The sequence below is a fragment of the Enterococcus phoeniculicola ATCC BAA-412 genome, assembly GCF_000407505.1.
Lineage (GTDB): Bacteria > Bacillota > Bacilli > Lactobacillales > Enterococcaceae > Enterococcus_K > Enterococcus_K phoeniculicola.
Genome location: NZ_ASWE01000001.1, coordinates 529,297 through 553,886, shown reverse-complemented (window position 1 = coordinate 553,886; position 24,590 = coordinate 529,297). Strand labels below are relative to the sequence as shown.

The following is a 24,590-nucleotide window of genomic DNA, read 5'->3' as shown; positions in this document are numbered from 1 at the left end:
AAAAAGCAACCACACTACCCGACCAAATAGTGGGTGGTGTGGTTGTTTGGTAACTCTTTTGTCATAAGGAGATTAATTCTTTTCTTTCTTATTTCGCACCAATAAGCTGTTCTTTTGCATGAACTAATTGTGTCAAGAATGAACAATAGGGTGTTGGAATATCAAATTCTTTTCCTTTTCTAACGATTGCGCCATTGATATAATCAATTTCTGTTAGACGGTGATTGATAATTAAATCTTGGTACATAGAGGGATGATGCAAACCGATTGTTTCACGGTTATAACAAGAATGAATTTGAGCCAAAACTTCATCCATATGTAACTCGATATTTTGTGCGTTTGCCACTGCAAAAAACTCTGAAACAATACTTTTTACGATTTGCTCTGAGACCGTCGTCTCCCCAAAATCAGCCATGTTTGAGTCAAGTATGGTACAAAGGCCATTCATTGTGCCGTTCACACAGGCTTTTTTGTAAATAGAAGATAAAATATTTTCTGAATATCTTGCATTTAAACCTGCTTTATTCAAGACTTCTATTACTGCTTGTGCATCACTTTTTCCTGCAGTCCCTAAATTTTGTAAATCAATTGATCCATTTCCAAATAATTTTGCTTTTCCTGGTCCTTCTAATCCAGCTGTCCACATCGTATTTCCCAATAATACATTGTTAAGCGGCACATAGTTTCGGATAATATCCTCATGACCAATTCCGTTTAACAGGCATAGCACCTTTGTTTTTTCACCAATTAGCGGTTTAATCGCCTGAAGCATCCCATCTAACTGCATCACTTTCGTAAATAAAATAACTAATTCTGCTGAAAAATCTACCTTATTCACTTCTTTTTGATGATAGATTGGAATTTTTTCGCTGATTTCTTCCCCATTGAAGTTCGCTTTTAACCCATTTGCACGAATAGCATCAATATGTTCTTGCCAGCCATCTACCAGGATTACTTCGTTTTTTGCTTGATGTAACATCAATGCAAAACGACTACCCATTGCACCTGCACCTGCGATAATAATTTTCATTTTTTCCACTCCTAATTAGTTATTTGTTCGTCAACCTCTAGTGAAAAAATACACTATTAGATTAACCTTATAATCTTGTAAATTCAAACATAGATTTTGACAAATTTCACTTATAACAACAATACTTATGTTAAAATGAGTGTTGTTACACGTCGTATCTAAATCGAAATGTAACCGCTTTTAAAAATATGATTTGAAAGGTGAGCTTATGAATATCCAACAATTGAAATACTTCATTGAAGTAACCAACACACATAACTTATCTGCTGCAGCTCGCAACTTATTCGTTACTCAACCTACACTCTCATTGGCAATCAAAAAATTAGAAAGTGAACTACGTACCACGCTCTTTACTCATGTAAACAAACCCTATCAGTTAACTAATACAGGTGCCTATCTATACGAGCACGGACTACCCGTTGTTCAACAGTTTGATCAGCTGATTGTCGATATTCACAATATGAATGAACAAAGTAATGAAACAAAAGTAAAAATACGTCTGGGAATTACAACACTTTTTTCTGTCCAATTTATGAAGGAAATCTCTCTTTATCTAGAAACTCATCCACACGTGGATTTAGCTATCAAACAAGATGGTTCTCCTTATCTACAAGAAATGCTAGACCAAAAAGAACTGGATATTGGATTGATTTCCTATCCCAACCTTTTTCCTGAGTCGCTTTCTTTTGAAGCACTTGAAACGACGACTCGTGGTTACCATGTTCATGTCGTTGTCCCTGAATCAAATCCATTGTCTAAACGAAATATGCTTACATTTAGAGACTTGAAAGATCAACGTTTTTCTTCATTAACAACCAATTTCATGTTAGGACGTTTGCTAATCGATCGAGGAAATGATTTTGGATACGAGCCTAATGTCGTCTTATACAATGATGATCTTCAAGTTTTGCTTTATAGTCTCCATAAGAATGATTCTATTTGTATTTTGCCAATTGAATATCGGGAAGTAGGGAAAAGTGATGGTCTAAAATGGATTCCTTTGAAAGACAAGTATGATTATTTCCCTATCGGAATCGCCTTAAGAGATGATTACCATGTCTCCAAGGATATCAAGGACTTTATTGAAATCATCAAAAATAATTAAGCTGTCCTCTCCCATTCACTTTTTTCTACCCCTGATAAGCAAATACTACATTACTGTCATACAATTTTAGTAGCTTCTCAAATAAAAATTTAGAGAATAGACCCGCTACAATCGGTACAACAAACCAAGATAGAATTAACAAGAGAATATTCAACCCTGCATCTAAAGACGCAAGTGGTCCAACGAGTCCTACCAGACCAAATCCAGCAGATTGCGGTGTTCCAGAAATATTGAACAGAGCTACTGGAATAGCAGAAATAATAGCTGTGAATAAGCAAGGTACTAAAATAATCGGATATTTAAATAAATTCGGCATCATCATCTTCATTCCACCTAGGGCAACGGCAATTGTTACTCCTGACTGATTCACTTTCCATGAATTAATCACCAGAACAATTGTTGTTGCAGCAATGCCCATCGCAGCAGCTCCTGCAGAAACACCATTTAGTTGGATAGCCAACCCAATCGCAACCGTTGTAATAGGTGAGATAATGAGCGCAGCAAAGGAACAAGCAATAAGTATACTCATAATAATTGGTTGGAAATCAGTAAAGTTATTGATAATTTTTCCAATAGCAACGGTAATCTGTGTGACATATGGATAAAGAAGCATTCCGATAAGTCCCGCTCCCACTCCTACAACAATTGGCATGGCAATAATTTCAACAGAACCAAACTTATTATCAATAAAACGAACCATCAAGACTGCAATTGCAGCAGTAATCATGATGTTGATAATATCTCCTGTTCCAGCAGCAACAAATCCACCTACATCTGGATTATATTTAATCACCCCTGCACCAGCAAACGCGGCACCGCCAACAATCATCATTCTAGCTGGGGTTAAATCAAACTGCTTAGCAATAAGTGCGGCAATAATTAGTGGGGTTGCCACCTGAAAAATCAGCCCTGCATTGATAATCATCTGAACGATTGTGATATCAGAGAAATATTTTAAAATAGCACCTAATACTGCATTGGGAATTAACGCAATAATCGTTCCTTGAGCCGTACCGGCTAATAATTTGTTAAAGAAAATCTTTGGTGTCATTTTTGTTTGAACGGCATCATTAGTCATAATCGATTCCCCTATTTTTTATTTTTTAATTTAGTTACCTCATGGCATGTGACCCGAATGACTAGATGAAAATCACTTTTTTGAGTAACTCACTAGTTATTTTTGTCAGCCACTTTTTATAACATCAATTTTTAAAACAATTCTAGTAAAAAATCATCCAAGCATTTACCTCGCTGAATCACTTGAAATACTCAGATGATCTTTTCTCTTCTGTTATTTGTGCTCTTTTTTAATGCTTAATAAATGTCTGATTCATTTGAAAATCTTGCTAAGTTTTCTTTTACATCCTTCAAGAATTTCCCTGCTTGCTGTCCATCTAAAATACGGTGGTCAATAGATAGACATAAATTTACCATGTCTGCTACCTTGAATCCGCCATCTTTGGTTGGAACCACACGTTTATTAATTGATTCAACCTGCAAAATAGCTGCTTGCGGATGATTGATAATGCCCATTGACTGAACAGAACCTAAACTGCCGGTATTATTTAAAGTGAAGGTTCCACCTTGCATATCTGCATTTGCCAGTGTTCCTGATCTAACATCTCCTGCTAGGCGATTGATTTCTTTTGTCAAACCGGCCAGTGAGTAGTTGTCCGCTTGATGAATCACTGGAACGTATAGATGATCGTCTGTTGTTACTGCAATGGATAAATTAATATCATTGTGATAGATAATATTTCCATCTTGCCAAGACGTATTGATTTTTGGATTTTTCTTCAACGCTTGAACCACTGCTTTTGCAAAGAATGGGAAGAAGCTGAGTGACATTCCTTCTTGCTTTTTGAAGTCTTCTTTTACACTATTTCTAAGAGAAACAATATTTGATACATCTGCTTCAACCATAATCCAGGCATGTGGGATTTCGTTGACACTTTGAACCATTTTCTTTGCAATTGCTTTACGAACACCATCTGCTGGTACAACGGTATCATTGCCATTTGTTGGAATGTGAGCAGGAGCAGGCGTTGCTGGTTTCACTGACGCTGGCGCAACAGGCTCTGGTGCTGCTTGTTTTGGTGCCGCTTCTAGTACTGCCGGTTTTTCAATCGCTGCTGGAGTGAAGTTCATAATATCTTTTCGAGTGATTCTTCCTTCATTTCCAGTACCCGTTACTTCTGTCAAATCAATTCCTTTTTCTTGTGCTAACTTCAACACAGCAGGTGAATAGCGCCCAGCATTCTTGCCAGCAGGTTTTGGCGCAGCCGCAACAGGTGTATCAGGTTGTTCCTTCACCTCTGTAGTGCTTGCTTCGACTGGAACTGATGGAACAGTTTTTGAATCATCACCTTCCACCTCAAGAGTCATTACAGCTGTCCCAATTGGCACATCTGTATCTAGTTCTATTAAATGCTCTTTTACCACTCCTTCAAAATCTGAAGGCACCTCTGTTGTCACTTTATCGGAGACAACTTCCATTAATGGACTATATCTTTTTACTTTGTCACCAGGTTGTACCAGCCATTGAACGACTGAAGCTTCTGTGACACTTTCCCCTAAATTGGGCATTAGAATCTCTTTTATTGCCATCATTTATTCCTCCTCATCCACCATTAAAATGCTGCTAACTCTCTCATTGCAGTGGTTACTTGTTCTTCGTTTACTAAGAACTCTCTTTCAAGCGGTAATGCGTAGCCCATGCTAGGCGCGTCTGGTCCTGCAAGTCTTTGAATCGGTGCGTCTAAATCGAATAATGCATCTTCTGAAATCATTGCTGCAATCTCACTCATAACGCTTCCTTCTTTATTATCTTCTGTTACTAGTAGTACTTTCCCCGTTTTTTTGGCGGCATTTACAAGTGTTTCACGATCAAGCGGATACAATGAGCGGACATCTACTACTTCTACTTCAATCCCTTCTTGCGCTAATTTTTCTGCTGCAGATAGGATATATTGAAGCATCATTCCATAGCCAATTACTGTAATGTCGGATCCTTGACGAACAACATTCGCTTTATCAATTGGCACAATGTAATCATCCGTTGGTACTTCATCTTTCAACAAGCGGTATAACCGTTTATGTTCATAGAAAATAACTGGATCATCTGAGCGGATTGCCGCTTTTATCATCCCTTTTGCGTCATATGGATTAGAAGGAGTTACGACACGTAATCCTGGTTGACCACAAAAGATTTTTTCTGTTGATTGCGAGTGATAGAGTCCACCACGAACACCACCACCATAAGGAGTCCGGTACACAATCGGTGCAGTCCAGTCCCCTTTTGTACGATAACGCATGGTTCTTGCTTCTGATAAAATTTGATTTGTCGCAGGTAAAATGTAATCTGCAAACTGAAATTCACCAATCGCTCGATAGCCTCTTAATCCTAAACCAATCGCAAGCCCGCCAATAAGTCCTTCAGTAAGGGGTGTATTAAAACAGCGATCATCACCAAATTTTGCAGCTAATCCTTTTGTTACACCAAATACGCCGCCTTTTTCTCCACCCACGTCTTCTCCAAAAATAACTACTTTCTCATCACGAGACATTTCTTCTGAAATCCCTAAATTAATTGCCTCTAAATATGTCATTTCAGCCATTTTATTCATTCCTCTCCGTCTTTTATTTTGCGTACACTTGTTCTAATAGTGATGATGCTAATGGATCTGGCATTGCCTCTGCTTCGTCAGTCGCTTTATCCACTTCTGCACGAACTTCTTCATCCATTTTTTCGATTTCTTCTTTTGATAGATACCCTTCATCAATCAATTGTTTTTCAAATGTATCTAATGGATCATGTTTCTTCATCTCTTCGATTTCTTCTTTTGAACGATACACATTTTGATCATCATCTGCCGAATGAGAGGTTAAACGAGAAACCATTAACTCAATCAATTTAGGCCCTTTTCCACTTCGTGCATCTTCAACAGCTTTTTTGAAGGTTAGATAGACTTCTGTAAAATCATTTCCGTCAACTGTGATTCCTTCAAATCCATAGCCATGTGCACGATCAGACATTTTTTCATTCGCATACTGTTCTTTGATTGGAACAGAAATTGCGTAATCATTGTTTTCTACGACGAAGATAACTGGTAATTTTTTCACACCTGCGAAGTTCATCGCTTCTTGAACTTCTCCTTGATTTGCCGAGCCTTCTCCTGTTGTTGTTAAAGTAACAAAGTCAGATTTTTCCAATTGTGCGGAATAAGCGACACCGGTTGCTAACGGCATTTGTGTACTTACAGTGGAGGAGAAAGAAACGATATTATGTTCTTTTGAGCCATAATGGTTTGGCATTTGACGACCGTGAGAAGAAGGATCTGCTTCTTTCCCAAATGAACCAAGTAATACATCTTTTGACGTCATTCCCCATACTAAGCAAGCAGTCATATCACGATAGTAAGGTAAAAAGTAATCTTTTTTCGGATCAAAAGCCATTGCCATTGCTACTTGAGCAACTTCTGCCCCTTGACCAGAGATATTAAAGGAGGTTTTCCCAATTCGTGTCAATTGCCACAACCGTTCGTCTAAGCGTCGTCCTCTCAAGACCTCTCGGTAAGCCTGAATCATTTCTTCTTTACTTAAACCTGATTTTTTCAACGTTTTCATAGTTATCAACCTTTCTATTATTTATGAATGGCTTTGCCATATGTGTCTAATGCTGCTTCTTGAATTGCTTCTGTTAACGTCGGATGCGGATGAATTGCTTCGCCAATTTCTATCGGAGAGGCATCCATATAGATTGCAGTGCTTGCTTCAGTGATTAAGTCTGTCGCATGCGGTCCTATGATAGAAACACCTAATAAATCATCTGTTTCAAGATCGCGAATCACTTCTACGAACCCTTCGCTTTCCCCATAAACCAATGATTTCCCATTTCCGGAAAAATTAAAGGTGCCAATTTTTACTTTTTTCTCTTTCGGTACATTTTCTTTCACATACCCCACGCTTGCTATTTCAGGATTTGTATACACACCACGAGGAACATTCGTATAATTTAATGGTTCAACGGTTTCTTTAAGTATGTGAGCAACAGCCAATTCGCCTTCTTTCATGGCTACATGCGCTAGCTGCATCGTATCGATACAATCACCGATTGCATAGATATGTCCTTCTGTCGTTTGATAAAATTCATTGACTTCTATCCCTTTTGGATTGTATTTTACTGAAGTATTTTGTAACCCAAATCCCTCCACATTTGGAGAACGACCAATCGCTACCATGACTTTATCGACAGTTATCGGCTCTTTTCCTTCAATCGTTACAGCTACTTTTTCATCTGTAATTTCTGCAGATTCCACTTTACTGCTAAGCAGAATACGAATTCCTTTTTTCTCTAAACTCTTCTTCAGCTCGCGAGAAATAGAAACGCTTTCATTTATTAATAATCGATCTAAAAATTCAACAATTGTCACTTTTACTCCTAAGCTGTTCAATAATGATGCCCATTCCACGCCGATAACTCCGCCGCCGACAATCACGATTGACTCTGGTAAAGTTTCTAATTCCAACATACCGTCAGAGGATAAAATCATTTTTTCATCTAAAGGTAAATTCGGTAATGTTCTAGGACTTGAACCTGTTGCAATAATCACATTTTTTGGAACGATAATTTCTTCTTCTTTGCTTTTATCATTAAAGGTAACAGCAACCGCACCAGAAACTGGAGAGAAGATAGAGGGTCCTAAAACAGCTCCTTCTCCTTCCAAAACAGTAATTTTATTTTTCTTGCATAACCCTTCGACCCCTTTGTGTAGTTGGTTAATGACTGATTGCTTACGTTCTTGAATCTTTTTAAAATTTACTACCGCTTCTTTTGTTTCAATCCCAAATGTGTTTGCTGCCTTCAACGTGTCATAAACTTCTGCGCTTCGCAGTAACGCTTTTGTTGGAATACATCCTTTGTGTAAACACGTCCCTCCTAATTTATATTTTTCAACAATCGTTACCTTCAACCCGCTTTGAGCTGCCCGAATCGCTGCCACATAACCGCCTGTTCCGCCACCTAAAATAAGTAAATCAGTTTGTTCTGCCACTTTTCATCACTCCTCATGCTCTTTGATAGTCTAATGCTGTTTCTTCACCGTTCAAGACACGATAGACTCCTTCATACAAAGCTTCCATCTCCATTTCACCGGGAAAGACCTTTACAGGAGCTATCCATTCCACATACTCTGTAATCTTATTTCTTGTATACTCTGAATACATCACTCCACCTGTTAAAATAATGGCGTCTACCTTTCCTTTTAAAACAGCTGCAAGCTCTGAAACGCTTTTTCCAACTTGATAGCACATACCATCTAAGTAATACTTTGCCTCTTCATCGCCTTCATTCATTCGTTTTTCAACAATTCTTAAATCTGTTTCCCCTAGATAAGACTTAATGCCTGCATTACCGGCAATCAGTTTTTTTACCTCAGCCAGTGATAATTTTTTTTGGATAACCAAGTCTGCAAAGTCCACCAATGGAAGTCCTCCGCTTCTTTCAGGAGTATACGCTCCTTCTCCATCCAAGCCGTTAATCACATCAATCATCTTCCCATTTTTATGCGCACCAACACTTATACCGCCACCTAGATGGGCGACGATAACCGAACTGGTTTCATAGGTTTTCCCTAAATCGCCAGTAATCTTTCTTGCTACTGCTTTTTGATTTAGCGCATGACTCACACTTCGTCTGTCAATTCCTTTTAACCCAGAAATTTTTGCTAATGGCTGGAGTTCATCTACCACTACAGGATCGACTATATAAGCTGGAATCCCCCACTTTTCGGCAATTTCATTTGCTAAAATCGCTCCTAAATTGGATGCGTGTGTATTGTATCTTTCTTCTTTTAAGTCAGCGAGCATGTCTTCATTAATATTGTAGGTGCCTCCTGGAATTGGTTTTAATAATCCTCCACGTCCGACAACAGCGACTAGTTTTTCTGACAAGTGATGTTTGTCAATAAACGCTAAAATTAGTTTATAGCGAAAATCGATTTGATCAATCACGCCCTTAAACTGGGCAATTTCCTCTAAACTATGACGAATTGTTTCTTCTGCTATTAATTCATGGTTACTAAAAATGGCTAACTTTGTTGATGTTGATCCTGGATTAATAACTAAAATAGGTTCCATACTTTCTCTCCTGCTCTTCTTTTAATAAACTGGTTTCTATATCTGTTTTATTGCAAATTCTAGCGAGTGTAGCTTACTCTGTGTAGAATCACTTCTGGAAGTTAACACCACAGGAACTTTTGTTCCTACAATCGTTCCGCCAACTTTTGCCCCTGCAAAAATGGTCAGTGATTTATAAAGAGCATTTCCTGCATCAATCGCTGGGACAACGAGCACATCCGCATTTCCCATAATAGGTCCTTCATAACGTTTGTGTGCAACAGCTTCTTTTGATAAAGCTAAATCAAAAGAAAGCGGGCCGAAAATGATTGCATCTTGTACGTTTTGAAACTGCTTTGTCATCTCTGTTGCTAAGACAGATGAAGGCATTTTTGGGTTGTAATTTTCTGCGGCACTTAGCAGTGCAATTTTGGGTGAAGCAAGGCCAATCTTGTGGGCCACTTCTTTCACATTCTCGATAATTTCTATCATAGTTTCTTGAGTAGGTGCAATATTCATTGCACAATCTGTTAATAAAAACGATTGATTAAATTCTGGCAACTCCACCATCGCAACATGAGATAACACCTTTTTTGTTTTCAACTCATGATCGTTATTTAATAATTCTTTTAATAAAGTATGTGTTTGAATAATTCCTTTTAATAAAATATCTGCCTCGCCATTTGCTACAAGGGCAACTGCCCTTTTTGCTACCTCCAGCTCATCCTCACATTTCTGATACGTCCATATAGATTCATCTGCAATATTTTCATTTGTATCAAATACAACAAACGAAAGCTCATCAGAATGCTGTTTTTTTGCCATTTTTACTAGTTCTAAAATTTCAGGCTGTGAGCCGCCTGCCACAGAAACAGTAATCATTTTCCCACCTCATTCATTCAATCTTCTTGCTATATTTAATTTACCTCTTAATGAAAACGGATACAAATTGTTAATTCCTATTTCAATATTAATAATATTAATACCTCTCAAAAAAGCCTGTAACTCAGCGTTCTTCTTTTCAAAAAGTTATTTTTTCAATATTTTTCATAAAAAGATTAAATTTTCAGAATATTTATTCACTCACTATTTCTCATTTAGCAGGGATAGATTTTCTCTTTTTTCACAAAAAAAAAGACTGAAAAGTCAACAGACTTTCCAATCTAAAGTTTGTGAAATTTTAATGATTTTCTATTAGATAATAACTACTAAAATTAAGCATCTATCAAATAAAAGATGAGTAGCAACTTGATGAAACAGTTTTGAAATTAACTATTGTTCATGACTATCTGACCAAAGCAGAAACCTATCCTCGCGCAAACTAATGAACCTGTTGTTTTGGTTTGTCTTATCCACTTAATTAAAGCGAAAATAGTTTATACTTATTGATAAGTTCAACCTCTTTTTTTAGATAGAGTTTGACCATTTTACAAGTATGGCGTTCATCTCTTGTCGTGACGATTGCCATCAATATTTTTTCTTTTATTCTACACTGTCTAGTGCCGCTTTATTAAGATTATCAAAGCAACCCATCTAGTCTTTTTACCTAGCTTCTAACAAAGAAGTCTGTCAATTACATGTTTATTCCCCTTATTTACTCCAACAAGCAAACTTGTTCACTCGTTAGCATTCCGCTATAATAAGACTGTAATTACTAATTTTAGCGGAGGATTTTATGCAGTTTAAAAAAAGAAAAAGCTTCTTTTACAATTTCACTTGGGTAGGCTATCTCCTTCTTGGTCTAGGGTTACTGTTTCTCAGTATAGGACTTATTTTACAGATTATTCCAATAAACGAAAGTAACTTTCATATGTCAGTAAATGGTGTTGAACAACCTTATTCTGCTGCTAATGTTCACACTTTTCGGTTAATTTTCTTAAGCACGTTTGGCGGTGTTGGCGGGCTACTTTTAGTTACAGCTGGTATTTTTATTGGCAGGAATTATTATAAAAAAAAGAGAGTGATTAATCTAAAGGATTCTGGAGAAAAAATAGTTGCCGAGGTTGTTGACTATCTGCCTTCTCACGTTAGGGTGAACCACTACCCTGCTATGTATCTTATATGTTCTTATAAAAAACTCACAGGAGAACAGTTGAATTTTAAAAGCAAACTGCTCCGAAGAAACCCAATTCCATTTCTCTCTGACAATAAAGTCATTGTATACTACGATAAAAATAACTTAAAAAAATATTTTGTAGATGTAGATGAAAGTATAGGAAATGTGGTTGAGTTATAATAAGTTCCCTATTGGTTTACTTTTATTGTGTAAACTGCTTTCTATATAAGGAAGAAAAAATTTATATCGTATTCAAAAACACCAGTAAAGCTTTTTAAAAGGCTCTACTGGTGTTTATTTATCTATTTTATAATCAGTTAAACAGCTTTCATCGCATCAACAATTGCTTGCAGGTATCCTGCAGTATCAGAGAATGTTGCGCCTGTTACTACATCTGCTGGACTATCATCTTCGCCTAATTTATCAAGCTCACCAATAGTCTTTTCTAATTCAGCTGCTGTTTTTCCTAATGCAAATTGAGTCACAGCTTTCATATTGTCTGCATAGGTGTTTGTAGCACCACCTTTATCTGCCATCATTGATGAATAGGCTTCATTGTTTGCTTCTTTTGAAGACAACACCAATCCATCCTTCACATCTGCACCAAAATCAGCATCAGAGTTCGGTACCCCTCCAAAGTCAGCTGGGCTAACATATTGGAATTCATCTAAAGCTACGGCAGCTAATTTCTCTCCGTCTAGTGCAACGGTTGTTACTGAGAATGATTTATCTCCGTGAGGCGCACCAAGAACTTGCACTTCTTTCAGATTAGCTGCTTCTGTTTTTTCTCCTTCAAAAATCATTCCTTTATTTGCTGTATCAATGATAGATTGCAAGTAGCCTGACGTATCAGAGAATGTTGCACCTGTTACTACATCGGCAGGGTTTCCGTCTTTTCCTAATGCATCTAAATCCTTAACAGCTGCTTCTAATTCGGTCGCTGTTTTTCCTTCAGCAAATTTTGCAATGGCACTCATACTCTCTTCCCATGTTTGTGTTGCGCCACCTTTGTCTGCCATCATCTTAGAGTACGCTTCATTATTTACACGTTTACTAGATAATACAGTATCCGCTGGGAAAGCTTCACCGAATGCGCCTTTTGCGTTTGGTACCCCTTCAAAATCATCAGGTGATACATATTGAAATTCATCTAATTGAACATTTAAAATTTTATCTCCATTCATTGTCACATTCACTACAGCAAAAGATTTTGTTCCGTGAGGTGCTGTCAACAGCTGTCTCATATAGACTGTTCCTTCTGCTGGAGCTGAATCTGTTGTGCTTCCATCAGCAATTTTAATCTCCGCACTTGCTGTTTCACTTGAGCTTTCAGCAGTCACTGAACTACTTTGTGAAGTTGCCGTGCTAGAAGAACTTGAAGATCCCTTATCATCGGGTGAGCAACCTGTCATTGCCAATAGCGCCAATAACGCTACCGTTGTTAACGTAATTTTTTTCATTTTTTACTTCCCCCTAATAATATTTATGTATCTATTGTTAATTATATCACAAAGATTTTTACAGTCTACTATTATTTTATTTTTTATTGATAAAAATGTTTTTAAAAAGGGAATGGCGACGATTACAAAATAGATTGGAATGTAATTTAATTTTTTGAATTAGGCAACTAAATCTAACTTATGATTCATTTTCCCCAAAAGAAAAGCGTCCTATAGATAGATTCTACATATAAAAACTCGCATATCATCACGAAATTAATTTCCTAATTTTTATGCGAGTCTTAATCGATATTTTTTACTTCACTTATTCAAATAGAGTAGGAATAACATTTTATTGCTCTTCTTCTACACTCATTTTAGCGGTCACTTTTTCATCCACACGTAAGAATGGCAGGTAAATAAAGACACTAGCTACTATAATTAAAATTTGCAGTATAGCAGCTCTCCAATCGCCACCAGTTGCAAGAAACCCCGATATAACAGGTGGTGTTGTCCATGGAATTTGTACCACCACACGATTAATCAAACCAACAGAAGTAGCAAAATACGCAACAGTTAATGAAAAAATAGGTGCTAGAACAAACGGAATGATTAAACTTATATTGAATACAATTGGCAAGCCAAAAATAATAGGCTCACTGATATTAAATATTGCTGGCGTTACAGATAGCTTAGCAAAATCTTTATAGTCTTTACGACGACTAAAAATAAATATGGCAATCAATAAAGCAATGGTATTTCCTGAGCCACCCATAACTGCGAAGGTATCTTTAAATGCCATATTTATAATATGTGGAATTTGCTCTTTGTTCGCATAGGCAGCCATATTTTCTTGCATATTTTGAATTAAAAAGGGATCTAACAATGAACCAGAAATAACTGCTTGATGAATCCCAAATCCAAAAAATAAATTGGCAATTGACGTAATTAACAAAAATCCTGGCAATCCAGTTGTCACCTTACTTAGCGGTGCAGTAACAACATTTGTAATCAAACTATTTACATCCATATGAAACAGTTGAAGAATAAGGAATGAAAAAATTGCAAAAGATGTGATAGTAATCATTATAGGTATTAAAACGTTAAATGATTTTAAAACGGCTGGCGGAATATTTCCGGAAAGATTAATCTGTAGCTTTTTATTTTTTGATAACTTAATAAATAGTTCCGTTGCTGCTAACCCTACAAAAATCCCAACAAACATACCTGAAGCTCCTGTATGAGTAACCGGAATTACCCCTGTCACTTCAATTGCCTTCTTAGCATTTTCTGGCGTAAACATTGTCGTCATCGGTGTTAAAACAACAAACGTTGAGATAGCAACTAAAACGGCTGCTATGTGGTTCGTATAATTTCTACTAACACACATATGATAAGAAACTGCGGCTACGACCAATAACGTCGTAATACTTAATGTGCCATTCCCTATAGATATACCAATTTTTTGAATCGTTGTTAATGTTTCGGGAGAAATAATCTTCCCCATGAATCCTGTTGGCTCCAGAATAACATAGTTAATTAACGTGACAAATCCCGCTAGCATCATGAACGGCATAAAGGTCGCGAATGCATCTCTTAATGTTCTCAAGTGTATTTGGTTCCCTAACTTTGTAGCAATCAATCCAAACTTTTCAAAAATGATATCTTTTTTACTGCTCTTTTCCATAAAAACTCTCCTTTACTTTGAAACCGATTACTCTTTACGAACTGATAATACAACACTTAAGTCAAAAAGTAAATATCTTTATTTAAAATTATATACTTTTTCAAAAAATAAAAAAAAGAGCTCAAAGTCTTTGACTTTAAACTCTTAATTTTCTACGAAAACTGCTTCAAAAATAAAATCTTTATAGATATGTCTCGATAAGGAGTACTCAAACGGTGTTCCCGATGACAATGAAACAACTTTATCAACTTCAATCATAAACTCTCCAACATCTATATTTAAAATACGCGCATCAAATTCCTTTGCCACATCCCCTTTAATCCAAATATGTGAAGTTTTTATCTCTAATCCTAGGTCATTTGTAATATAAGAATAGACTGATTTTTTCAAATGCTTGGGTTCCAAACCAGGAATAACTGTTAACGGCATGAAGGTTTGCTCTATAGAATATGGCGCACGATCAATAAACCGACTTCGTATAATATTATAAACGTAATCCTTTCTGCTAATTTCCAATTTTTTTGCTATCTCTTCAGATGGCAATTCAATTGAAAACGTATGAATTTCAGAGTTAACATGCTCTTCGCCTACTACACTAAACAGTCCTTCATTTGGTCCAAATACTTTTGAATTATCAATCGGCGTCCTTAATACTTCTGTTCCAAATCCGCTGCGACTTCTAAGAACTCCCTCAGACACAAGTAAATCAATTCCTTTTTTTACGGTTAGCTTGCTGGCATCATACTGTTTAGCCAGTTCATCTCCTGTAGGCAGCTTCTCGCCAATCTGGTAATAGCCATTTGAAATTTTCTTTTTTATATCTAAATAAATTTCCATATACTTGGCAATTTTTTTCATTCAGTTCCCTCCAATTGAAAACACTATGTACAACTATACTTTACCATGAAATACATTCATAAATCTACATTAAAATTATACCCAAAGAAAAAAGATATATATTTTTATTTAAAACTATTTATTTTAAATAAAAGTAATGTTATGATACTCATGAATGAGGAGGTATTAGCAATGACAGAGAAAAAAAGAATCACTTTCCCAGAAAATTTTTGGTGGGGATCTGCATGGTCGGCTGAACAAGCAGAAGGTCGTGGAGAAACAGGAAAAGCAGAAACTGTATGGGAGCGATGGTACAAAGAGCAGCCCTATCGTTTTTATAATCGTATAGATTCTTCAATTACAACTGATCATATCCACCGTTACAAAGAAGATGTGCAGCTTATGAAAGAAACTGGACACAATTCGTTTCGCGTTTCAATTTCATGGGCTCGCATGTTTCCAGATGATGGTGTTGGAACAGTTAATCCAAAAGCAATCGCATTTTATAAAGACTTATTTACTGAAATGAATCAAAATGGTATTAAAGTATTTGCAAATCTTTATCATTTTGACATGCCGGCAAAATTACAGGATAAAGGTGGATGGGAATCAAGAGATGTAGTCGATGCCTATGTTCATTTTGCAGATACTTGCTTTAAAGAATTCGGTGATTTAGTTTATCACTGGTTTACATTCAACGAACCTTTAGGCCCTATTTTGGGTTCTTATCTGGAAGATTTTCACTATCCAAATATCATTGACTTCAAGCGTGGCGCACAGGCTGCCTTCTTTACTATACTGGCACATGCGAAGGCTATTCAGGCATTTAAAAAATATTCTTTTGAGAGTAAGATTGGCGTCATTTTAAACTTAAGCCCCACCTTCCCGCGAAGTCAAAATCCTGCAGATGTACAAGCTGCCAAAATTGCTGATTTATTTTATACACGCAGTTTTTTAGATCCAATGGTAAAAGGAGAATTTCCTTCTGCATTAGTAGACTTGCTTGCACAAAATCAGCAATTACCTGCTGACTACACAGAGTCTGATTTGACAATAATAAGCGAGAATACTGCACAAATCTTAGGTTTGAACTACTATGAGCCGCGTCGAGTTAAAGCGCGTTCTTCAGCCGTTAACCCTGAGAGTCCATTTTTACCAGAGTGGTTTTTTGAACCTCATATTATGCCTGGAAGACGAATGAATGAATATCGTGGATGGGAAATTTATGAAAAAGGTATTCATGATTTGTGTATGGATATTAAAAATAATTATGGAAACATAGAATCCTTTATTTCTGAAAATGGTATGGGTGTAGCCAATGAAGAACGGTTTATGGACGAATCTGGTCAAGTGATTGATGATTATCGAATTGACTTTATTAAAGATCATCTGGCGTATCTCTGGCTTGCAATTGAAGATGGCTGTAATATCAAGGGCTATCACCTTTGGACATTTATCGACTGCTGGTCATGGATAAACTCTTATAAAAACAGGTATGGTCTGGTCTCACTTGACTTGCCAACACAAAAAAGAACAATAAAGAAAAGTGGAGAATTTTATAAGCAGTTAAGCGATGATAATGGATTTGACTATGACGTAGACTTGCTGGTTAGATAACCAAAATAGTGTTAGAATCTGGAGATCTGGACATTACCATAATGGTTCTGTCTAGATCTCTTCAATCCTTAATAAAGAGTGAAGATGGCTAACGTTTAAGAATTGATAGCTACAAAAATAAACAGAAATTCTCACCATTGATGAATGAGTCCCCACTGGTTTACCGAGGCTTTACACTTCTATTCTAACCTCAGTTTTCGTCATTCTTCTGAGTGATGAAAAAAAGGAATCAGATTACCTATAAGAAGTATTGTTCTATTCAGTCAGGAGCATCAATTTATCCTACTGGTTATTAAAATCGACACTGCGCTAGGATGAATAAGCACCTTAATTTCATACACTTCTACCAAACAATCCTATCAACAAAGCTCCGCTCCCTTTCCTCGAATATAAGCTACATTTTTATCCTCCCCCTTCTTTTATCATTCTACTTATAAACACAGATATTTTCTTCATATAATTTTTAATTGTTCTTCTTTTACGACATTTCACACAAAAAAAGAATCATATTTAACATATATTTTTTTAAATTCCTATCGCCAACTAACTTTATTTAATGGTATACTTACTGAGTTCGACAAAATAATTTGTTCTATAATTTAGGGGGAAAAAACGTGTTCAAAAAAGTGTTAAGTTTTGCAGGTGTCTTAGGTTTATCAATGCTATTGACGGCTTGCGGCGGTTCAAGTGATAAAAACAAAACGGATGCAGATGGTAATAAAACAATTGACAAATTATCTATTGGATTTGTTCCTTCTCGCGATCCAGAAGAAATTGTTTCTGCAACAAAACCGTTAAAAGATATGTTAATTAAAGAAATGAAAAATCAAGGGTATAACATTAAAGATGTTGACATCACTGTTGGAACAAACTATGAAGCAGTTGGCGAATCTCTATCTGCCGGCACGCTTGATGTTGGGTTCATTCCTGGTGGAACGTATGTTTTATATGATGATGGAGCAGATGTAATCTTGACTGCTACACGTGCCGGTCTGTCAATTGATAGTGATAATCCTGTTGATTGGAATGAAAATAAACCAACAGAACCTACCGACAAACAAACAGAATCTTACCGCGCATTAATGATTGCTGGGCCTTCTTCAAAAGGACAAGCATTAGCTGATAAAGTAAATAAAGGGGAAGAATTAACGTGGGATGACCTAAATGGTGCTTCTTGGAGTGTCATGAGTTCCTCTTCTCCAGCTGGTTACATCTACCCAGGTTTATGGATGAAAGAAAACTACGACAAAAACCTATCTGACTTAAAGAATATTGTTCAATCTGATTCATACGGTAGTGCCTTTGCACGTCTTGCTTCTGGACAAGTAGATGTGGTTCTTGCATATGCTGATGCCCGACGCGACTTTGAAAAGAACTGGACAAATGAATATTCTCGTAAAGATTCTATCTGGGATGAAACAAACGTAATTGGTGTCACTCCAGCTATTTACAACGATACTATCTCTGTTAGTAAAAATTCTGAAACAATGGATGACGATTTGAAGGCAGCTTTACAAAAAGCATTTATCGCTATTGGTGAAAGTGAAGAAGGAAAAGAAGTAATTGCTATTTACACTCACGAAGGCTATAAAGAAGCAACTTCTAAAGATTACGATAACGAACGCAAAGCACAAAAATTAATCCAAGAATAATATTAACTAAATTTAGTTGGGATAGAAGTGGCTCAATTCGCTCTTTTGTTCCAGCTTTTATTTTTAACAGTAGAAAGGATTTTACCATGATAAAATTTGAAAATGTCCAAAAAATCTATCCAAATGGACATGTAGGGCTAAAAGATATCAACGTTGAAATTCAACAAGGAGAATTTGTAGCGATTATTGGGCTGTCGGGTGCTGGGAAATCAACACTATTGCGTTGTGTTAATAAGATGCATGACATCACAGGTGGCTCTTTAACTGTTAACGATACAGATGTTGCCAGTCTCAAAGGAAAAGAAGTTCGAAAGTTTCGCCGAAAGATTGGAATGATTTTCCAGTCCTTTAACTTAATTACCCGTGGCACAGTATTAAAAAATGTACTTGTCAGTGCTGTTCCTGAACTAAGCTGGTGGCGTCGTTTATTAGCAATCTTCCCTGAAGAAGCTAAAATTGCCAGTCTTCAAGCTTTAGACAATGTGGGGATTTTGGATAAGGCCTACATTCGAGTAGACCAGCTTTCAGGAGGACAGCAACAGCGTGTTGCCTTAGCAAGGACTTTAGTCGGCAATCCAGATATCATTTTGGCAGATGAACCCGTAGCAGCGCTAGACCCTGTAACAGCAAAGCTTGTTATGGAGGATTTCAAACGAATTAATCAGGAGCTGGATATTTCAATCTTACTAAATATTCATCATGTGGATTTAGCTTTGGAATACGCAGATCGCATTATTGGGATTCGTAAAGGAGAAATTGTTTATGACGGCTCTACAGAAAATGTTTCCCAGGATATTTTGGATCACATTTATTTAGAGGAAGGAAATGGCCATGTTAAAAAGTAAAGTCATTACATTGCCTAACGGAAAAACAGTGATTGAAAAACGATCAAAGCTGCCGTTCATTCTTTTGCTTGTTTTACTTTTTACCGTTGTTGCTATGCGCGTTACTCACTTTGAATTTTCTGTATTAATGACGCGAGGACACCAATTTTTTGTCATACTAAAAGAGATGTTTCCACCAAAAACCAGTTTTTTAGATCGTGTGTGGCAGCCATTATTTGATACGATTAAAATGTCTTTGTTGGGCTCGTTATCTGGAGCGATTATAGCAGTCCCTCTAGCAATTCTTGCTTCTTCTAATATCATTAAATCAAAAATTATCAACGCTGTTTTCAAGTTATTATTAAGTATTTTGCGAACCCTGCCAACAATCGTTACCGCCTTAATCGCAACATTTATCTTTGGTTTGGGTACCATGGCTGGAACACTTGCGATTTTTATCTTTACTGTTGCCTACGTTGGAAAATTGACTTATGAACAGATTGAATCCTTAGACATGCGTACATTTGAGGCATTGGAATCAATGGGGCTTAGTAAACTACAGGCCTTTCGCTACGCCATCATTCCAGAAATTTTGCCAACCTACCTTTCTACGTCTATTTTTAACTTTGAAGGAAATCTGCGCTACGCTTCAATTTTAGGATATGTAGGGGCTGGCGGGTTAGGAATTATCTTAAATGAACAACTCGGCTGGCGAGAATATGGAAATGTCGGTATGATTTTGGTTGTCTTAGTTGTTACTGTTGGACTTATCGAAATCATCAGTGAATACTGTCGAAAAAAACTACAATAATCAAGGAGAATTGGTATGAGTGATATAATTAGCGCAAAGCTAAATGAAGAACCCTCAAAGAAAAAACAATATGCCTTGTTAGCCATCATTATCCTTGCCGCTTTAATCTGGTCGTTATCTGCCATTCAGTTTAACGCAACAGATGAAGGAGGCGCAAAAATTGCTGGAAAGATTATTCTAGGAATTTTACAGCCTGATATGGATTTGTTATGGAATTTTACTGACCAAGGTGTCTTTTATCTCTTATTTGAAACGATTTGTATTGCCTTTTTAGGAACAATTTTCGGTGCAATTTTATCTATTCCGGTTGCCTTTTTAATGGCTCCTAGTGTAGTGCCAAAACCGGTCTATCTGTTAACACGTTTCTTTGTCATCATTATTCGGACAATTCCTGCATTAGTTTATGGTTTAATGTTTGTTCGTGTTACCGGACCTGGCCCATTTGCTGGTGTAATGACTATGTCTTTAACTTCTATTGGGATGGTCTCAAAGCTCTATGTAGACGTTATTGAAGATATTGACGTGGGAATTTTAGAGGCAATGGATGCTATGGGCTGTACAACATTTGAAAAAATCCGATTCGGTATTATCCCTCAGCTAATTGCTAACTTTACTTCTATCACCATCTATCGTTTTGACATGAATTTACGTGATGCTACGATTCTTGGTCTAGTAGGTGCTGGCGGAATTGGGTCTCCTTTAATTTTTGCTATGAATTCTTATCGTTGGAATCAAGTAGGTTCCATCTTGATTGGACTGATTCTTCTTATTCTTTTGGTAGAAGTAATTTCCAATCGTTTACGAGGAAAATTAGTGAATGGATAGTTATCTCTGCTCCGTCTCAGGTAAAAGAGATAAGCTCCGAGTTTTGAAAACAATAGATAAACATACTAAGATTAGTGGGTAGGATATTCGACGGAATATCTTACCCACTATTTTCTATTTATAGCGTATAGTGAGGGTGAAAGGAAGCTCGAACAAGACCTCAAGGACTACGAGTCCGAAATATAAACCGAGCTCCTTCACTATCCTTTTAGAATCAGGTTTAAGTATGTTGGGACTACGAGTCCGTGTAAAGGAAAGTAGAATCGGAAGGAATCAGTGAAGGTCTTTCAATAAAAAAGAAAAGAGGAAAAATAATGACGTTTATCTTAGCTTTTGATGTCTCAAAAGGGGAAAGTTACAAAGTGCTTTACCAAGACGAATATTGTCTTTCAGAAGGGAAAATTACGCATACTCAACAAGGATTTCATCTGTTATTGGAAGAAATTCAGTCGTTACCTGATACACCTGAAATTGTTTTTGAAGCGACAGGAGTCTACTCTCGTCCGTTAGAAAAATTTTGTCAGGACAATCACCTATTCTATAGTCTGTTAAATCCTTTAGAAGCAAAGAAGCAGTTGGAGGAAGGCTCTTTGCGTAGTTGGAAAACCGATCAAGCCGATGCCCATCAATTAGCTCAGACTCATTGGAAAAATCAGCGACCTATCAAACAACTCCAACAATCACACTACCTGGATTTACGGGATCTTTCCCGCTTCTATCAAGAAATAGAGGAAAAAATCAAACGCATTCGCATGGACTTACACAATGCCTTACAACTGACTTTTCCAGAAGTAGAACAGTTCTTTTCCAGTCGTGTAACCCTTTATGCTTTGTCCCTTATTGAACTATTCCCTCATCCCGCCTTTGTTCTTTCTTCCAGTCGAACGAAAATCAAAAATCGCTTAATGAAAGCAACTCGAAAAAAGATCTCGGAAAATAGAGCATGGCAAAAAGCGGATCAACTTTTGGCCTACGCTTCCTGTGCATATCCTGCCGTTGACTCTGACAGTATTCAGTGTCAAAAAGTTCGATATTACGCCTGTCTGCTTCAAGACCTACTTGAACAAAAGGACCAGTTGGCACAACAGATGATTGAACGTGCGCAGCCTTTTGAAGCGTTTCAATTATATCAGTCAATCCCAGGAATTGGGGAATTGACCGCTGTGCTTTTACTTGGCGAATTAGGTGATATTCAACGATTCTCTACTTCAAATAAGCTAAATGCTTTTGTTGGGATTGATATTCGACGCTTTCAATCTGGAAAGTATGTTGGAAAAGACCACATCAACAAGAGAGGGAATCCAAAGGCACGGAAAATTCTTTACTTCACCATCCGAAACATGATTCGACAGCAGCGAGCTGCTCCTAATCACTTAGTAGATTATTACTATAAACTAAAAAAGCAACCTGCTCCTAAGAAAGAGAAGGTTGCCACAGTTGCTTGTATCAACAAGCTTCTGAAGTGCATGTATTCCATGGTCAGGAATCATACAAGGTACGCTTATGCGTATACGGCCTCTAACGACCAATAAGGACAAGTCCTTATGAGCAATTATACCACAAACCAGATAAAAATTTCAGGTAGACATCTGGTTTATTTGGTGTGTGCTTTGATGGTTATTCTTGCCCTAATTAAAACGTAAGAAGATCGTTAGATTTTCTTCTTGACTAATCGTAGGAATGAGGTCGGGACAGAAGTGTTCAGCTCCGAGAAATAAGAAGGAATTCACGAAGATTGTTCCTCAAATCTTTGGGAATTTCAGCTTATTTTCGAAGCCTTCAACTCTAGCATGTCTCATGCGTAGAAGTTGTTGAGAGCGAAACGCAGTGGAGATGAGTTGCTTCTGTTCCCAACCTTTATTAAGATGTTACAAAGGTGGGGAATAACTTAATTAGTTATGTCCCACCTTCATAGTTTTACCATATTTTTCCCACTCGATACACCGCACTATTGGTTTCTTAGAATTCTTCTGGTGCTGCCCCTTGTATCGCTACATGAATCGCCACACGTCCATCTGGTCTGTAGCTCTCAAAATCAAATGCATATATCCTTTTAATAAGATGCTGCTCTTCTTCCTCCCAGATTTTTTTCCACGTTTTTAATACACCTAGCTTATCAGATTCATCTACAGGATACTCTTTCCATTGATAAACAGATGTGTCAAACGCGCCACTTCTGCTGTCTTCTATGGCAATGGATACCAAATAATCACCTTTATAGTTCGACGCATAGTCATGATAAATACACGCTGCAACTTTTCCCTCTTTTAAAGCACGTTGAACAGTTTCCCCACTTTTTTCCCAGAGCCCTACAATTTTTGTTTGAATTTCCGGATCATGGAAATTATTTGTTTTTGTTGTGTTTAAAATACTAAATTTCATTACTTAACCTCCTTATGATATGGTTTAATGGTAGCATATGAATCCTGACATCCTCTGTCATGGTTTATCAAAAAGATCTGGAGGGCTTATTTTGGAAAATAGTCGATTATTTGAAACCATTTATTATCTTTTAAATCATAAGAAAACGACCGCAGCCGCCTTGGCAAATCACTTTGAGGTCTCCACCCGAACCATCTATAGAGATCTTGATACTCTAAGTAAAATAGGGATTCCCATCTATACTGAGCCGGGGAGAAATGGCGGAATTCGTTTACTTCAGACATTTGTTCTTGAAAAAACTTTACTTTCTGCAAAAGAACAAGATAACCTTTTACTTGCACTTAAGGGAACGCAAACACTAAATCCGGAAATAAGCGAACAATCTTTTTCAAAGCTGAAATCCCTATTTAACATTCCGTATGAGGATTGGTTAGAAATTGATTTTTCCCAGTGGCATCAACTACCCGTCTCAGATAATAAGTTTAATGAGCTAAAATTTGCTATTTTACATAAACGACAAATTCACTTTCATTATGTTAGTCCTAAAGGCACCTCAGAAAAGCGCGTCTGTCATCCTGTCAAACTTCTCTTTAAATCACAAGCCTGGTACTGTCAGGCCTACTGTATAGAAAAAGAAGCATTTAGAACATTTAAAATTAATAGAATGTACCAAATAGAAGTAAGAAATCAAACCTTTTCACCTATGAAAGCCCCAGAAGACACAAAACTATTAGCACAGCCTAAAATGATTTCTGTGACTCTGCATTTTTCTAAAGAAATTTTATACCGGGTATTTGATGAGTTTAGCTATAGCAGCATCGTAATGCAAAAAGACGGTTCTGCGCATGTAACGGCTGAAATTCCTGATCAGGAGTGGCTCGTTCGCTACCTTTTATCTTTTGGTCGTTATGTAACTGTTCTACAGCCAGAGACTATTCGTCAACAGATGATTGAAGAAATCAAACAGATTCGGAATCTTTTAGACCAAGATTACATTAACGGTAGCTGATAAAAAATTCAGTAGGTACTTTCAACTAATACAAATAGAAAAAAACTGTCAGCCTTCATCCTAAACGAAAATTCGACACTAAAAAAGAAGGTGTGGAATAACTAATTAAGTTATTCCACACCTTTGTAACATCTTAATAAAGGTTGGGGACAGAAGGAACTCATCTCCACTTCGTTTCGCTCTCATCAACTTCTACACAT

Annotated in this window: 21 protein-coding genes; 9 read left to right on the top strand and 12 right to left on the bottom strand. The window is 36.9% G+C overall.

Translation table 11 applies throughout. From position 1 onward, the window contains the following. Positions 1-88 precede the first annotated feature (88 nt). Positions 89-1,030, bottom strand: coding sequence for a 2-dehydropantoate 2-reductase (locus I589_RS02485; RefSeq protein ID WP_010769712.1), 942 nt, complete (start codon positions 1,028-1,030; stop codon positions 89-91). A gap of 208 nt (positions 1,031-1,238) precedes the next feature. Here I589_RS02485 and I589_RS02480 point away from each other — a divergent pair, with 208 nt between their 5' ends. After that, positions 1,239-2,135: a LysR family transcriptional regulator gene (locus tag I589_RS02480; protein WP_010769713.1), complete on the top strand. Its 897-nt coding sequence runs from the start codon at positions 1,239-1,241 to the stop codon at positions 2,133-2,135. A 25-nt stretch (positions 2,136-2,160) separates the two neighbouring features. On the opposite strand, the gene I589_RS02475 is transcribed toward I589_RS02480, so the two are convergent. The 7 genes from I589_RS02475 to I589_RS02445 all read right to left on the bottom strand — a co-directional run bounded on the left by I589_RS02475 (position 2,161) and on the right by I589_RS02445 (position 10,133). After that, complete coding sequence (locus tag I589_RS02475) at positions 2,161-3,213, bottom strand: PTS sugar transporter subunit IIC (protein WP_010769714.1); 1,053 nt, start codon at positions 3,211-3,213, stop codon at positions 2,161-2,163. A gap of 236 nt (positions 3,214-3,449) precedes the next feature. Further along, positions 3,450-4,742: a dihydrolipoamide acetyltransferase family protein gene (locus tag I589_RS02470; protein WP_034684308.1), complete on the bottom strand. Its 1,293-nt coding sequence runs from the start codon at positions 4,740-4,742 to the stop codon at positions 3,450-3,452. A gap of 23 nt (positions 4,743-4,765) precedes the next feature. After that, positions 4,766-5,752 carry an alpha-ketoacid dehydrogenase subunit beta gene (locus I589_RS02465; protein ID WP_010769716.1) on the bottom strand — a complete coding sequence of 329 codons (987 nt, stop codon included), beginning with the start codon at positions 5,750-5,752 and terminating at the stop codon, positions 4,766-4,768. Positions 5,753-5,774: 22 nt separating this feature from the next. Beyond that, positions 5,775-6,761, bottom strand: coding sequence for a thiamine pyrophosphate-dependent dehydrogenase E1 component subunit alpha (locus I589_RS02460; protein ID WP_010769717.1), 987 nt, complete (start codon positions 6,759-6,761; stop codon positions 5,775-5,777). 17 nt (positions 6,762-6,778) lie between these two features. Continuing rightward, complete coding sequence (gene lpdA, locus I589_RS02455) at positions 6,779-8,188, bottom strand: dihydrolipoyl dehydrogenase (RefSeq protein ID WP_010769718.1); 1,410 nt, start codon at positions 8,186-8,188, stop codon at positions 6,779-6,781. A gap of 13 nt (positions 8,189-8,201) precedes the next feature. After that, positions 8,202-9,272 (bottom strand): butyrate kinase, encoded by a 1,071-nt coding sequence (buk, locus tag I589_RS02450; RefSeq protein WP_010769719.1) that lies wholly within the window; start codon positions 9,270-9,272, stop codon positions 8,202-8,204. Positions 9,273-9,308: 36 nt separating this feature from the next. Next, complete coding sequence (locus I589_RS02445) at positions 9,309-10,133, bottom strand: phosphate acyltransferase (RefSeq protein WP_010769720.1); 825 nt, start codon at positions 10,131-10,133, stop codon at positions 9,309-9,311. A 793-nt stretch (positions 10,134-10,926) separates the two neighbouring features. Here I589_RS02445 and I589_RS02440 point away from each other — a divergent pair. After that, positions 10,927-11,487, top strand: a complete 561-nt coding sequence (locus I589_RS02440; RefSeq protein WP_010769721.1) for a hypothetical protein — start codon at positions 10,927-10,929, stop codon at positions 11,485-11,487. 137 nt (positions 11,488-11,624) lie between these two features. Here the strand turns inward: I589_RS02440 and I589_RS02435 are convergent, their stop codons facing one another. The 3 genes from I589_RS02435 to I589_RS02425 form a co-directional block, all read right to left on the bottom strand. After that, positions 11,625-12,767, bottom strand: coding sequence for a hypothetical protein (locus I589_RS02435; protein ID WP_010769722.1), 1,143 nt, complete (start codon positions 12,765-12,767; stop codon positions 11,625-11,627). 331 nt (positions 12,768-13,098) lie between these two features. Then, positions 13,099-14,433, bottom strand: coding sequence for a PTS sugar transporter subunit IIC (locus tag I589_RS02430; protein WP_010769723.1), 1,335 nt, complete (start codon positions 14,431-14,433; stop codon positions 13,099-13,101). Between the two features lie 144 nt (positions 14,434-14,577). Beyond that, positions 14,578-15,291, bottom strand: coding sequence for a GntR family transcriptional regulator (locus tag I589_RS02425; protein ID WP_010769724.1), 714 nt, complete (start codon positions 15,289-15,291; stop codon positions 14,578-14,580). Between the two features lie 171 nt (positions 15,292-15,462). Between I589_RS02425 and I589_RS02420 the strand changes: the two genes are divergently transcribed. The 6 genes from I589_RS02420 (at position 15,463) to I589_RS02395 (ending at position 22,531) form a co-directional block, all read left to right on the top strand. Continuing rightward, complete coding sequence (locus I589_RS02420; protein ID WP_010769725.1) at positions 15,463-16,887, top strand: glycoside hydrolase family 1 protein; 1,425 nt, start codon at positions 15,463-15,465, stop codon at positions 16,885-16,887. 614 nt (positions 16,888-17,501) lie between these two features. Beyond that, positions 17,502-18,539, top strand: a complete 1,038-nt coding sequence (locus I589_RS02415; RefSeq protein WP_010769726.1) for a phosphate/phosphite/phosphonate ABC transporter substrate-binding protein — start codon at positions 17,502-17,504, stop codon at positions 18,537-18,539. An 86-nt stretch (positions 18,540-18,625) separates the two neighbouring features. Continuing rightward, positions 18,626-19,384: a phosphonate ABC transporter ATP-binding protein gene (gene phnC / locus I589_RS02410; protein ID WP_010769727.1), complete on the top strand. Its 759-nt coding sequence runs from the start codon at positions 18,626-18,628 to the stop codon at positions 19,382-19,384. After that, positions 19,365-20,174, top strand: a complete 810-nt coding sequence (gene phnE, locus I589_RS02405) for a phosphonate ABC transporter, permease protein PhnE (protein WP_010769728.1) — start codon at positions 19,365-19,367, stop codon at positions 20,172-20,174. Before phnC ends, phnE (I589_RS02405) begins: the two co-directional genes overlap by 20 nt. Before the next feature lie 15 nt (positions 20,175-20,189). Then, positions 20,190-20,999, top strand: coding sequence for a phosphonate ABC transporter, permease protein PhnE (gene phnE, locus I589_RS02400; RefSeq protein WP_010769729.1), 810 nt, complete (start codon positions 20,190-20,192; stop codon positions 20,997-20,999). Between the two features lie 314 nt (positions 21,000-21,313). Further along, positions 21,314-22,531, top strand: a complete 1,218-nt coding sequence (locus tag I589_RS02395) for an IS110 family RNA-guided transposase (RefSeq protein WP_016250104.1) — start codon at positions 21,314-21,316, stop codon at positions 22,529-22,531. Between the two features lie 427 nt (positions 22,532-22,958). Here the strand turns inward: I589_RS02395 and I589_RS02390 are convergent, their stop codons facing one another. Further along, positions 22,959-23,381, bottom strand: coding sequence for a hypothetical protein (locus tag I589_RS02390; RefSeq protein WP_010769731.1), 423 nt, complete (start codon positions 23,379-23,381; stop codon positions 22,959-22,961). A gap of 91 nt (positions 23,382-23,472) precedes the next feature. Between I589_RS02390 and I589_RS02385 the strand changes: the two genes are divergently transcribed. Continuing rightward, on the top strand, positions 23,473-24,390 hold the full coding sequence (locus I589_RS02385; RefSeq protein ID WP_010769732.1) for a helix-turn-helix transcriptional regulator: 918 nt from the start codon (positions 23,473-23,475) through the stop codon (positions 24,388-24,390). The last annotated feature ends 200 nt before the right edge of the window (positions 24,391-24,590 follow it).

Coding starts and splice junctions, on each gene's coding strand:
- I589_RS02485 (WP_010769712.1), bottom strand. CDS start 1,030: ATGAAAATTATTATCGCAGGTGCAGGTGCAATGGGTAGTCGTTTTGCA.
- I589_RS02480 (WP_010769713.1), top strand. CDS start 1,239: ATGAATATCCAACAATTGAAATACTTCATTGAAGTAACCAACACACAT.
- I589_RS02475 (WP_010769714.1), bottom strand. CDS start 3,213: ATGACTAATGATGCCGTTCAAACAAAAATGACACCAAAGATTTTCTTT.
- I589_RS02470 (WP_034684308.1), bottom strand. CDS start 4,742: ATGGCAATAAAAGAGATTCTAATGCCCAATTTAGGGGAAAGTGTCACA.
- I589_RS02465 (WP_010769716.1), bottom strand. CDS start 5,752: ATGGCTGAAATGACATATTTAGAGGCAATTAATTTAGGGATTTCAGAA.
- I589_RS02460 (WP_010769717.1), bottom strand. CDS start 6,761: ATGAAAACGTTGAAAAAATCAGGTTTAAGTAAAGAAGAAATGATTCAG.
- buk (WP_010769719.1), bottom strand. CDS start 9,272: ATGGAACCTATTTTAGTTATTAATCCAGGATCAACATCAACAAAGTTA.
- I589_RS02445 (WP_010769720.1), bottom strand. CDS start 10,133: ATGATTACTGTTTCTGTGGCAGGCGGCTCACAGCCTGAAATTTTAGAA.
- I589_RS02440 (WP_010769721.1), top strand. CDS start 10,927: ATGCAGTTTAAAAAAAGAAAAAGCTTCTTTTACAATTTCACTTGGGTA.
- I589_RS02435 (WP_010769722.1), bottom strand. CDS start 12,767: ATGAAAAAAATTACGTTAACAACGGTAGCGTTATTGGCGCTATTGGCA.
- I589_RS02430 (WP_010769723.1), bottom strand. CDS start 14,433: ATGGAAAAGAGCAGTAAAAAAGATATCATTTTTGAAAAGTTTGGATTG.
- I589_RS02425 (WP_010769724.1), bottom strand. CDS start 15,291: ATGAAAAAAATTGCCAAGTATATGGAAATTTATTTAGATATAAAAAAG.
- I589_RS02420 (WP_010769725.1), top strand. CDS start 15,463: ATGACAGAGAAAAAAAGAATCACTTTCCCAGAAAATTTTTGGTGGGGA.
- phnC (WP_010769727.1), top strand. CDS start 18,626: ATGATAAAATTTGAAAATGTCCAAAAAATCTATCCAAATGGACATGTA.
- phnE (WP_010769728.1), top strand. CDS start 19,365: ATGGCCATGTTAAAAAGTAAAGTCATTACATTGCCTAACGGAAAAACA.
- phnE (WP_010769729.1), top strand. CDS start 20,190: ATGAGTGATATAATTAGCGCAAAGCTAAATGAAGAACCCTCAAAGAAA.
- I589_RS02395 (WP_016250104.1), top strand. CDS start 21,314: ATGACGTTTATCTTAGCTTTTGATGTCTCAAAAGGGGAAAGTTACAAA.
- I589_RS02390 (WP_010769731.1), bottom strand. CDS start 23,381: ATGAAATTTAGTATTTTAAACACAACAAAAACAAATAATTTCCATGAT.